The 11,616-nt window shown below is 44.1% G+C and carries 5 protein-coding genes; all 5 read right to left on the bottom strand.

Features of this window, described 5'->3' with window-relative positions; translation table 11 throughout:
• Positions 1-219: 219 nt before the first annotated feature.
• Entirely contained in the window at positions 220-1,290 is a 1,071-nt protein-coding gene (locus tag ACBP55_RS10385) for a HupE/UreJ family protein (RefSeq protein WP_464651304.1), read from the bottom strand.
• 19 nt (positions 1,291-1,309) lie between these two features.
• Positions 1,310-2,230: a TIGR03943 family putative permease subunit gene (locus tag ACBP55_RS10380; protein WP_464651302.1), complete on the bottom strand. Its 921-nt coding sequence runs from the start codon at positions 2,228-2,230 to the stop codon at positions 1,310-1,312.
• Positions 2,227-3,222 carry a permease gene (locus tag ACBP55_RS10375; RefSeq protein WP_464651300.1) on the bottom strand — a complete coding sequence of 332 codons (996 nt, stop codon included), beginning with the start codon at positions 3,220-3,222 and terminating at the stop codon, positions 2,227-2,229. Before ACBP55_RS10375 ends, ACBP55_RS10380 begins: the two co-directional genes overlap by 4 nt.
• 28 nt (positions 3,223-3,250) lie before the next feature.
• Complete coding sequence (locus ACBP55_RS10370) at positions 3,251-4,804, bottom strand: S-layer homology domain-containing protein (RefSeq protein ID WP_464651298.1); 1,554 nt, start codon at positions 4,802-4,804, stop codon at positions 3,251-3,253.
• Positions 4,805-5,714: 910 nt separating this feature from the next.
• The gene (locus ACBP55_RS10365) at positions 5,715-10,949 is read right to left on the bottom strand and encodes a LamG-like jellyroll fold domain-containing protein (protein ID WP_464651296.1); all 5,235 of its coding nucleotides are present in this window, start codon (positions 10,947-10,949) and stop codon (positions 5,715-5,717) included.
• Positions 10,950-11,616 lie beyond the last annotated feature (667 nt).

The raw sequence follows: 11,616 nt of genomic DNA, 5'->3' as shown, positions 1-11,616 counted from the left end.
ATTATTGTTGCATTTCTAACGCAACAGACAAAAAATCACCGCTTATTCCCAATAGAGGACATAAGCGGTGAGCTTTTAAGATTTCATTATCTTTTTCTTCAGAATATATTCCTTAGGTGTTAACCCATCAAAGTAGGAGGAAAGTAGTTTTATTGGGCCAGGCAAAGCCCTGTCCCATAAGGCTCGGCGAATGCTGAGAGGCTATCGTTAATATTGCCCTTATTGCAATCTTTGAATCAACCAATAAAATGCCAGCACAAAAATAAGACAAGACGTTGAGATCATCATTTTACGATACCACGGGAACCTTCGAAGCCAAATCAAGAGGGGCAGCAATAAGCATAGGACCATTAGCTGGCCTGTTTCCACACCTAAATTAAACGTCAGGAGCGAGCTAATCAGATTGCCCTTCGGAAGTCCGGTTTCAGCCAAAGCCCCGGCGAAGCCCATGCCGTGAATCAGGCCAAATAAGGCTGTCAGTACCCACCGCCATTTCGCCTTTTGAACAAACATATTTTCCACGGCCACATAACAGATCGTCGCCGCAATCAACGCTTCGACCCAAGACGGAATGACGTGAACGCGGCCGGACGCCACCAAGAATAGTGTAATGCTGTGGGCGATTGTAAAAGCAGTAACAATCTTCAATGCATCCTTGAAGCGCGATGCGATTAATACCAAGGATAACAAAAACAGCAAATGATCATAACCTGTCAAAATGTGTTCGATTCCAAGCTTAAAGTATTTCCACAAAACAGGGCCAAGCTTAGGATGGGGAAGGTTGATCAGAATATCTCTCTTAGCGCTATCAATAACATCATTCTGTAAATTTTCCCCTGAACGGACTATGAGTATACTCGTATGAGCAGGCACACCGTCATCAAACACCAGATTGTAATGGAGATTAAATTGTTCGATCGCTTCATCGGCGGTAAATCTTAGTTGAAACACTACAGATTTTACAGAACTCCTCTGTTCCACCTTCATCGAAAGAATTTCCATCTTTAAGGGCTTTGCATCCACATCTATACGAAGTCCCTTCTGTAAATACGATTCGAGACTCTCTTTTTGCGAGATCAATTCCCCGTTCTCCAGCGTATTATCACCGTTAGAATCGAATTTTTCCATCAAATCTTTTTCATCAAAATAAAGGTCATAGAGAATCTCGTTCCCTTTAACATTTAACGACGATAAGCCCGTACTTGTAGTATGTGCAAATGCAGTTGTGGCAGTGCCTAAGCATAAGCATAAAAAGATGATTAATAAGGACAGGAGTGAACGCAGTTTCATAGCGGGACCTCTTTTTAATTTAGTCAAGTTCCTTAAGTGGATCGTAATTCGCGTGAAGATACGGCGTTTCCGGGGCAGCAATTTTCTCAATCTGGTCAGCCTTTATCATGAAGATATCCTTGCCATTGTAACTGCCGCTTTGGATCGTGCCTGTGACCTTGACCCAAGTATCTTTGGTGTAGTTCTGAGCTTCCGGGAAATCGATCATGGCCCCATACGGCATGGCATCCGAGGAGCAGCAGTTTATGACAAAACGCCCGACGACAAACTGGTTGCTTTTCATGTTTTCTTCACGGTAAACAAAACCGCTGATCTCGATTTTTTTACCTATGAAATTACTTTTAAACAAATCAATCGACGAGAGAATTTCTTTATAAAGAGTCGGTTTGACAACGATCAGATCTTTTTTATATAGATTCATCCCGATCTTGGATGATACCTTTTCCCACTCATCGTTGAACATTTGCTCGATCTCCGCATCGGTATTGGCAGTACCTGTTGCGGCAAGGGTCACGTTGCGACTTGGTACTGTACTGGCGCTGCTCTTGGACCGCTCCTGCTTCGCAGTTGAGAGATTCATCCCTTTGGCCGAAGCCATAGCGCTGCCTAATGCGGCATTCGGAAGGCAAAAACCGACGAGCAAAGGGAGAATCAGCAAACCGTAAGACAACATACTTCGAAGAGCAGACTTACGAACAGGTTGTTCACATTCGCAGGCCACTCGTTTGCCCCGGTAGATTTGAATGGCTGAGTAACCTTGAAAACAGGCAATGACATATAAGACAACAGCAGATACTTTGATGTAAATCATCATGCGCGGTGCTAAGTAATACTGGAGCGCGTCGGTTTTGGTCAAAAATACGATATAGGACGAAAATCCAAGCAAAATAATCGTACGCAGCAAAGAATGCAAGCTCAGCAAGCGATTTTCCTTCATCATAGGACCTCCCAAAGAAGCGATCCCGCAAGGACGGTAATCGCAATAAGCATCGACAGAACAAGTACGAATCTTGTTTTAAATACGGAGAGCAACATTAAAGTGCTTTTGAAATCCAGCATTGGACCTATCACGAGAAATGTCAACAAAGACCCCGAAGTGAAAGTCGACTGAAAGGATGAAGCGACAAAAGCGTCTGAAGTTGAGCATAACGACAGCACATAGGCGAAGCCCATCATAAATAAATGCGAGCTTAGCGGACCTTGTCCGACGGCGACCAAACTTTCACGATGCATAAAGATTTGGAGGACAGCGGTCAGCAGGGATCCGAAGATAAGATACTTGCCCATTTCAAAAAACTCGTCCGAGGCATGGACAAAAAGAGTTGTTAATTTATTACCTTGATGCTGATGTCCTTCCAAAGATGCTTGCGCCAATAAGTCGCGGCTGTTGCGCAGAGGGTTACTTTTCAGGAACCGGTACAACAGTACACCGATGCCAGCAGCGACAACAAAAGCAAGTCCCATTCGCGAATAAGCCATAGCTGGATAATTCCGAAAGGCCAAATAAGTGGCGGAAAACACAATCGGATTGATAATCGGTCCCGTAAGAATGAAAACGACGGCGACATATACCGGCATTCCTTTCAAAATCAGTCTTCTGACGACGGGAATCATACCGCATTCGCATACTGGAAAAATAATACCCAATAAACAGGCAAAGAGAATGCCCAGAAATGGATTGGAAGGAATCCAGCGGCGGATCGTTTGTTCGGAAACAAAACTTTGCAGCAATGCAGACAGCAATACACCGAGCAAAACGAAAGGGATTGCTTCCAATATAATGCTGATAAAAATGGTTTTGAAAGATTGGATTTGTTCGGTAGTCACAAAAGAGAGCAACGGCGCGCCTTTGTTTATTATAACGAAGACGATAAAAAGGAAGCAGATTGCCGTAGCGGCGTGAATACTGACTCGAGTATAAGTGGATGGCATATTCACAGTCTCCTATTAGTAATTATGACTAGAACATATTTTTCAAGCTGTCCAAGAGTGCTTTCACTTGAGGATTAAGGTTCAATGCATTCAGAATGATCGTAAGAGCCTCCGCACGTGTGGATGTGCCTTGCGGATCAAATATCCCATTGTTCTTGCCACTGATGATGCCAGCTTCTGCTGCATCTTTGATTTGATTCACAGCATATGAACTTGCGCTTGCCATATCCGTCAAGTTGCCCTTGGAAACATCTTTATCCAGCATACTCAAGTTGACAATACGGGATATAATGACGACCATTTCTTCACGGCTGATCGTTTTGTCCGGCTTAAATGTACCATCTTCGTAACCGGCAATCGCCCCTGCGCTAGCTAGTTTCTCGATGGCGGTTTTAGCCCAGTGACTGTCAATATCGTTCAGAACAACCGATGGATTAGTGCCACCGTTGATATCGAATATGCGAGAAATGATCATTGCAAACTCGGCACGTGTGATTTGACCATCCGCATGGAATGTTCCATCCTCATAACCATCAATAACGCTCAGCTTCACAAATGTATTTATGGTCTTTTCACCCCAGTGTCCTTTAATGTCAGTCATTTCAACCTTTACATCAGCTTTCTTAGCTTCCTCTACCCTGGAAGTGATCTTATCAACAAGTTTAATCTCATTGACAATATCACTATTGAATGCATTAACCGGAGGTTTCATAGGCTTGTTGTGATCTTTAGGATCTTTAGGATCTTTAGGATCTTTAGGAACTTTGGGATCTTTGGGATCTTTGGGATCTTTGGGATCGTCGGGGTCTTTGTGATCGTTGTTCGATGATCCCTTTGAGCTTGCACTTACCTGTGAACTCCATTCGCTGACTCCTGCCGAATTCTTTGCCCTCACCTTGTAGGTATGGGTTGAGCCTACTGCAAGACCTGTGTGTGCGAACGGACTTGATCTGTCCATTTGAACGACTCCGTCTACCATCAGGTCATAACCCGCTGCGTCAGTTGAATTGTTCCAAGTTACGTTTATCTGTGAAGTGCTTGCTGCTGTAGCTGTCAAACCTGCAGGTACAGCAGGAATTTTAATATTGTTTGGTGCTTGTATTGTAGCCAATACCTTGCTGTTGCCTTGAACAACGTCAGTCACTAAGTTGGAATCCACCAGATTTACCTGTTTTACGTTATCCAGTACAATTTCGGCCGCTCCCTGATTAACCGCATGAAATTTCAGCGTAGCTAGTGTTACATCGCCGCTCTGGCCAGGCGTGTCAGACATTTGCGTATGTGCGATTTGAATTTTGTTTCCATCCACAATTGGATGCACTGTAAAGCCGCCACTCTTTTCGATGACACCTTCTACAAACTCTAAACGGCTTGTATCAAACGATAAATTGACTTCAAATGCGTACAAATCGCTTAATTGTTTTCCTTCCAGCTTCACTTCAAAGTTATTACCTGCCGATATACTTGGTTCCTTGATGGAAAGTAAATAGCTCGGACTAGGGTTTGCATGTATAAGAGGCTGCGGAAGCAAGAACATGGTCAGAAGCAACGTCAGACTGAATCCAAGAAGTTTTTTTAACATTAAAGTAATCCGCCCTTTCAAAAATATACTACTGAACGATTGGAGATAATGAGAACAACATGCTTCGAATCTAATGAGATAGCAGCGCTTGCAATTAAAATAATACCTCGGAAAACAGCGAACTTAATACCGCTAAAATAAACCATTCACTACCTTGTTCAAATTCAGTTCATCCGCTGACCCGAATGCTATCAGAGTAAATGACTCCTTTCTTCGTAGTCGCAATGTCTTTTTTTAACTAAAAGTGCTTGAACTTGTTTCAACTCTTAATAATTCAAGACTCTCGAATTAATAATGCCATTGTCGAAGATCGGGTGCTTGTCTACTTTTGATTTCAGTAAATGACAAAATTTCGATAACAGTATCATCTTCATTACGTAGCTTAAAAATAACCCTTTACTCGATAGAGTACACACGCCGAATAAGCATGCTATATAAATCGCAGTATTAGCAACGCTAATGATTTAATCATAAATTTTCAGTTATACATTGAATATCCTAAAAATATGTACAATTATCACAAAAAATGAACTTTTTCGACATTTACAATATATTTAAAAAGCACTGTGGGAATACTTTAGAAGTCTCCTACTTAAAAAGCATTTGTGCAAAATGATATCCTGTTAGTAGAAGGAGATAGATCGCATGAATAATGACCTAAATCAAGTCAAGTCAGGTAACCCCCTGATTGGAACCAGCGATCATTACGTCTGAGCAAAGATTACTCGATTTTCACAAAAAGGCAATCGACTACTGTGCGAAGATCACAAGAATCTGTAACAAATACACAAAGAAATAAATATCGCAATAGGGATGAAACGAAAGAAACAAATTAGTCGCTATACAGTACTCATCGTCCAGGTACTGTATAGCGACTATGAGATTCTACTTACCTACAATTAAACTTGTTTTATTGCAAGATCGCTTTGGCTACAATAGCAAGGTCTACAATGTCTACTTTGCCGTCATGGTTGACATCCGCTTTCTCATTCCAACCTACTTGACCTTGTTGTTTGCCGTAGGCAGCTGCAACCACAGCCAAGTCACCGATGGAGACACCGCCACCATTGATATCTGCGATTATTTTCTTGCTTTCAAACACTTCAACTGCCGCTTCCAATGCGGCTTTCGCGCTATCCACCTGCTGCTGGGTGGCATTCGAATTGTTTACTGTCGCTTTGGCTGCATCGATAGCCGACTGCAATAGCGCTTTGGAGCCACTTACATACTGTCCGTCTCCGCCGCCTTCCACTGCCGCATTGTACTTCGCCTGCGCGCTTGCGATTGTTGCGTTCAATTGTGCCTTATCTACAGGTATAGCAGGTACAGTTATTTGGATCTCACTGGAAGCTCCGCCGAGCTGCAGTTCATTCCCAAGTCCATTGGCAATCTTTACATGATTTACAGAGATTGTCGTATTGGTTGCTTGGGTTACAGATTTGGCCTTAAATTGGATTGCGAACATATCGCCTTGGGCAGGCACGTTTGCGCCCACGGTGGCAGCGACAATCCGGAGTTGACCCGGAGCTGTTTCCTTTGTATCGATGACTCGGAACCCGTCTTTCAGGGATGTCACCGAATCGAATTGTACACTTGCAGGGTCATACTGTAGTGTGAAATCTTGGGCGTACACTTGCTGATATACGCTTTGCGTAACGTCTGCCAGTCCCATCGTCAGAGTGAAGGCTTGGCCAGAAAGTACCTGCTGTATACCTGTCAATGTAGACTTTGGTGTTGCTGGCGCAGGCAGCACAGTCACACTGATGCCCGTTGTCAATGCGACGTTGTTCGGATTTACCACTCCTGCTGGCAGAGTTACAGTTCCACTTACGGTGAATGTCTGCTGCGTCCTTACAGCCGGATCATAGCTTGAACCGTCAACATTCCATGCCACATTGGCATTCACACTTCCCGTATTGGTAACCAGTTCTACAGTTGCGGGTAATCCAAGGGCTTGCGCTGTCTTCGCTGTCCCGTTTGGCAACCCTGTGACTGCTGCCGGTGCTGTTATGTTCGTAAGGGTCGGTCCTTGCCCCTCATTCATCAATTGCGTTACTTGAGCCTGACTCAACATACCGTTAAATACACGAACATCATCCAGCAGTCCACTGTAAGCTTCTCCACCGGTTTCATTGGCTCCCAGCATGATTTTACTCGTTGCAATCGGAAGCAAACCGAGGTTCGTTGCATCGCTTGCCACTACCTTACCGTCGACATAGATCTTCAGCCCCAATGCGTGATCGTAGGTAGCCACGTAATGATGCCAGTTGTTATCGCTGTACGTCCATGGAAACGATAGCACTTTAAGATTGGATGAACTACTAGGCCAATAGGCCACGCGAGCCTGATTCCCTCCTGTCAACTGTAGGGCCGTGAAACGCTTATCTTGACGGAAAATACTCGTGGTGCCGGTTGCAGGCTGAGAAGTCTTGAACCACAACGACACGGTCTCGTCACCCACTTGATTCAAAGTTGCCGGAGGGTTGATCTCTACCCTTGAGCCTCCGTTGAAAGCAAGCGCTCCGCTGATCTTGCCCGAATCGGTCCAAGTGGGGTTGCTAACCAGGGTTCCGGCGTTGCCATTGCCTGAAGAATCGCCAGCAGTTGTACCTGAGCCTTCATTGAACTTCCAGTAGGCTACTAGTTCGGCAGGCTTTGTAGATACGCTAATGTTTGTTGTCAAAGGTACGTTATTCGGGTTTGCCACTCCACTAGGCAGGGTTACAGTTCCTGGTACCGTGAAGGTCTGCGCCGTCGTGGCAGTCGGATCGTAGCTTACACTATTTAAATCCCAAATCACACTAGCATCCACATTTCCCCCATCGGTTACAAGCGATACTTTAACGGGCAATCCAAGTTCCGCCGCTGTCTTCGCCGTTCCGATGGGTACTCCTGTTATGGCTGCCGGCGCAGTGATGCTCATGAAATTCGTTGGCGGCGCTTCAGATAACTCAAACCAGTTAAGGTTCCAGCCGCCTGTATTGATGGCCAGCCTTATGGTATGCTTGCCGGCACTTATGTAAACCTTGTCGGATACGGTCTTCCAGACTTGAAAGCCCCCGGTTGACGGAAACGATGTTATTTTATTCGAAACACCATCTACTAATAAATTGACTACGCCTGTACCAGAGTTTACTGCTACTCGGTAATCTACTTTATACAATGCCGATTTCTGCACATTAACAACGTAGTCCATCCAGTCTCCTGGATCTGTATACCCTACATCCTTTGTTCCTTCCGTGCTGTCCTCTGTTTTAATCCCAGACATACTAGAATAATTTTCCGCTTCTATTTTTCCAGGTATTCCCACGGCAGGGATTACAGTAACGCTAATGCTTGTCGTCAATGGTACATTGTTCGGATTTGCGACCCCAGCAGGCAGAGTTACGGTTCCTGATACTGTAAAGGTCTGCCCTGTTACCGCTGTTGGATCATAACTTGCTCCGTTTACATCCCAAGTCACACTGGCATCCACATTTCCTCCACTGGTTACCAGAGAAACTACAGCAGGCAATCCAAGAGCTGCCGCTGTCTTCGCCGTTCCGTTGGCCAAGCCTGTAACAGCAGCAGGCGCTGTGATGCTGTTCAATGTCTTTGTTTGAATCTCTGTCAATTCAAACCAGCGCAAATTCCAATCAGCTGCTGTTACATACAGCCTTATTTTGTGTGATCCTTGAGTCAGTGCGACCGTATCGGAAATATTGCGATAGTCGCCCCAACCCGAAGTTGTTAATATGGTCCTCTTTTGCGGTACGCCATCTACTTGGAATTCAACCTCTCCTCTAGTCCCACTATTTCTTGTTGACACCCTGTAATTTACTTGATAAGATCCCGATTTGGTCACATCTACATTGTATTCCAACCAGTCGCCTATAGCTGTATAAGCCACTTGATATGCGGGTCCGCCATCCGTAGTCGATTGAATTTTAATTAAACTACCCTGTTTCAAATTGTAGTTACTACCTTCTATCCTTCCTGGCACCAATGCTGAACCAGGCAATACATCAAACGTATTTACATTAAAGCTGGCTATCTTTCCACCCGCAGTCACAGTCACTTGCTGTCCTGCTTTAAGAATGGAATTATCATAGCCGGTAATATTATCAATAGTTACGCTCATTACTTTTGTTGTTCCATCGTTGTAAGTGCCTGTCACAACCAGCCCATCAAGAGCAAGCTCATCTCCCCGCAGGTAATTCAACTTTGTTGGCGGGTTCGTTATTGCGATGCTTTGCAACTTAACGGTAGAAGTCTCATTGGCAATTGCACTGATCTGATCTGTAGACAATGCTTGATTATACAATCTTACAGCATCAATACGACCATTGAAGCTTTGTTTGCCGCTGCTGTCTGCGCCTATATACGTTCCCGTTGTTGGCGTAGAAGGAGCTGCCATATTATTCGTTACAGGTAGGCTCTTGCCACCCACATAGAGTTCCCAGGCGCCGCCTCTTCTTACCGCTGTTACATTGGTCCACTGACCCGCAGTCAAAGCGGTCTGCGTTCCCAGAATCGTCTGTCCGTCGACCGCAATGGATACTTTATCGCCCTTGCTACGGTCCAGTACGATGGAATAACCGTTGGTCAGGCCGTCGCCATTGGTCAAGATCTGCTGCGATCCTGAAGTAGCGCCATTCCACTTCACCCAAGCTGTTAGCGTTACATCGTCTGTTTGTGTGGATACAAGGCCTGCGCTTGCATAATTGCCGTCAGCACCGTTCAGGTTGAGCGAAGCTGAGCCTTCCATTTTATCGGTCGTATCATAGGCTGCACTTCCCTTCAAGGTTGCACCAAACCCATTCGGAATGCTGTCGTTGCCATTGCTGTTGAATCCCCACATCGTGCTGTAAGTGGCGCTATCCATAATTTGGAGTTTATCGATGTTAATGCCAGCTGTTGTGACATCGCTTTGGATGACGATCTTGTTATTTGGACCCGGATTCAGCTCGATAGGTACCGTCAAATCGCTATACGAGCTCATGCTTCCGGTAGTCGGAAAGCTGAGTTTGTTCTGTACTTGGACTCCATTTACATATATTCCCTCGGTAACATTGGCAGCATCGGTAGCATAGCTTATTTTCAATATTTTATTGCCGCCAGCAGCTCCTCCGTCAACCTTAAGCGACTCAATATATGCTCTTGAATCGTTCATATTGACAACCTTGCCGCCAGAAGCATTGACATCGTCTCTTTGGGTTGCATAAGTGAATACACGATCCTCGGCTTCATACACCTCGGTAGTACTCGGCTGCAGATTTATAGTACCCTCCCAAATGGTTTGTTGTGTACTTACATCCCTTCCCTTTAAATGCACCTTGTCTTTATATACATCAAAAATCATAGCTTGATTATTTACAACGGCACCGTCTCTTACTGCAGAGAATTTCCCGGCGTACAAGTTGCCAGGTATCTTAATATCGTCGTGAAGATGTCCTGATGTTAAAATAGCCTGTGGATATTTTTCGAGGATATCCCTGAACCTCTGCTCATTTACGGAACTTGGACTATAACCTTCACTCGCATATGACCTGGATACGGTCTGGTAAATAGGCTGATGATTGAACAAGAAAATCGGCTTGCCCGGAACAGCATTTGCAGCAAGCGTGCTTTCCAGCCAGTCTAACTCAGCGTCGGACATATACGCGTAACCGGTCGGTTTGGTATCAAACCCTAAAAATATAAAGTCATAGCCTTGTACTTTCCGGCTGTAATACGCCGTACTTTCTGTTATGCCTGCCTTCTGTCTGAATAAGTTCTGCGCTGAATTAAAATCCGAACTCCAATCATATTCATGATTTCCAATTGTATAATACATCTGCGGATGATTATTTACCGAATTGATTGCATTGAGTATGGAATCATATTCACCGCTATCCCCGTAATTCGTTATATCCCCGACTAAAACCATTGAATTGATATTATTAGCAACAGCATCCCTTACAGCATTAACCGTATTACCCGTATTGCTATGCGTGTCCGACATTGACATAAAACTGAAAATCGGACCCGTCGAAGAGCTATCTGCCCCTTCTGCAGAGCTTTTTCCTTGAAAGAGCACAGTGATAAGACCAGTGCTGCCTACCAAAGCTGTGACTATCAGGAGTAGTGATAGAAATGATTTTTGGAACCTTTTCATGAAAGACATTCGTTGTACCTCCCCTAATTACTTAAAAAACACCTCGGAAACCAGTGAACTTAATACGGTTAAAATTAACCATTCACTTCCTTGCTCAAAATGCTTTACATCCACAAATTTTGTGCTAACTTTTCCTTTGAACTTGTTATCCCCCCTCTCAATCATTCAAGGCTCTCGAAGTACAAATTCTATTGACGCAAGATAACCTTTACTCGATTGCAGTTTTGTAAACGTTTTGTAAACGCTTCCCAATAATTGCAGTTGTGGGTATTCTTTTAGCAGATCATCCAATACTTAATAAAATGGTGTGTATAGATCGTATTGTTAGCAATTAGCAATGCTAATGATTTAATATTATATTTTCGGTTATTAATTGAATATCCTAAAAATCTATACAACTATCACAAATAGTGAACTTTTTCGACATTTACAATACTTTAAAAACCAATGTGGGAATACTTGACAAGTCTAATGAAAACTACGTTATGCGGTTAGTTGTACGAATCGGTAGAGAGCAGAATCCGACTCGATTCGTCTAAGTCATCAAAGTACATTTGTTAGTGTACTGAGCCATATCGGCGAAAAAAAAGGGGGAGCTAAGCCCAAGCTAAGCCCCCCCTTTTCCTTGCCGATCCATCCTCAATTTCGCTATTGCGAATCAATTCAAATTTCCATT

The organism is Paenibacillus sp. WG02, assembly GCF_055396115.1.
This window is presented reverse-complemented; position numbering and strand designations above follow the sequence as displayed.